This window comes from Nonomuraea turcica (assembly GCF_030718205.1).
Lineage (GTDB): Bacteria > Actinomycetota > Actinomycetes > Streptosporangiales > Streptosporangiaceae > Nonomuraea.
Genome location: NZ_JAUZQF010000094.1, coordinates 1 through 913, shown reverse-complemented (window position 1 = coordinate 913; position 913 = coordinate 1). Strand labels below are relative to the sequence as shown.

General features: G+C 68.6%; 1 pseudogene. It reads left to right on the top strand.

The annotated features are described in order from the left end of the window. Positions 1-141: 141 nt before the first annotated feature. A pseudogene (locus Q9G87_RS60350) lies at positions 142-903 on the top strand (IS256 family transposase); the annotation flags it as partial. Positions 904-913 lie beyond the last annotated feature (10 nt).

Sequence of the window (913 nt, the reverse complement as noted above, 5' to 3'; positions counted from 1 at the left end):
TGTTCACGTCCAGGGAGATGGTGTGCGGGTGATCAAGCCCTGGACTGGTACGGGTGAGATCCATGTGACAAGAGACGGCCACTCCGTAATCCTTCGATTCGCTCATATCAACACGAAGGGGACGAAGTGGCCGTCAATGACATTGTGCCCGCTGCCGGGGAGTACTTGGAAGACACCCTCGCTGCGGCGAGCCCGGACCTGCTCCGGACGATGATCCGCGAGTTCGCCCAGCGGATGATGGACGCCGAGGTCGAGCAGCTGTGCGGCGCCGGCTACGGCGAGGTCAGCAGCGAGCGGGTCAACACCCGCAACGGCTACCGCGCCCGGCCGTGGGACACCCGCGCCGGGAGCATCGAACTGGCCGTGCCCCGGCTACGGCAGGGCTCCTACTTCCCGGACTTCCTGCTGGACAAGCGACGCCGGGCCGAGCGGGCGCTGACCAGTGTGGTGGCTACCAGCTACCTGCTCGGGGTGTCGACGCGGCGGGTGGAGAAGCTGGCCGAGGCGATGGGCATCACCTCATTGTCGAAGTCGCAGGTCTCGGCGATGGCCGCGGAACTCGAAGCGATGGTCGAGCAGTTCCGGTCCCGGCCGCTGGACGCCGGCCCGTACACCTTCGTCTGGATCGATGCCCTCACCCAGAAGGTCCGTGAGGGCGGCCGGACGGTGACCGTGCACGCCCTGGTCGCCACCGGCGTCAACGCCGACGGCCTGCGCGAGATCCTCGGCCTGGACGTCGTGTCCAGCGAGGACGGCGCGGGCTGGCTGGCGTTCCTGCGCGGCCTGGTCGCCCGCGGCCTGTCCGGCGTGCTGATGGTGACCTCCGACTGCCACGCCGGGCTGCGCGACGCGATCGCCTCCACCTTGCCGGGCGCGTCCTGGCAGAGGTGTCGAACCCACTGGGAGCCGTAAA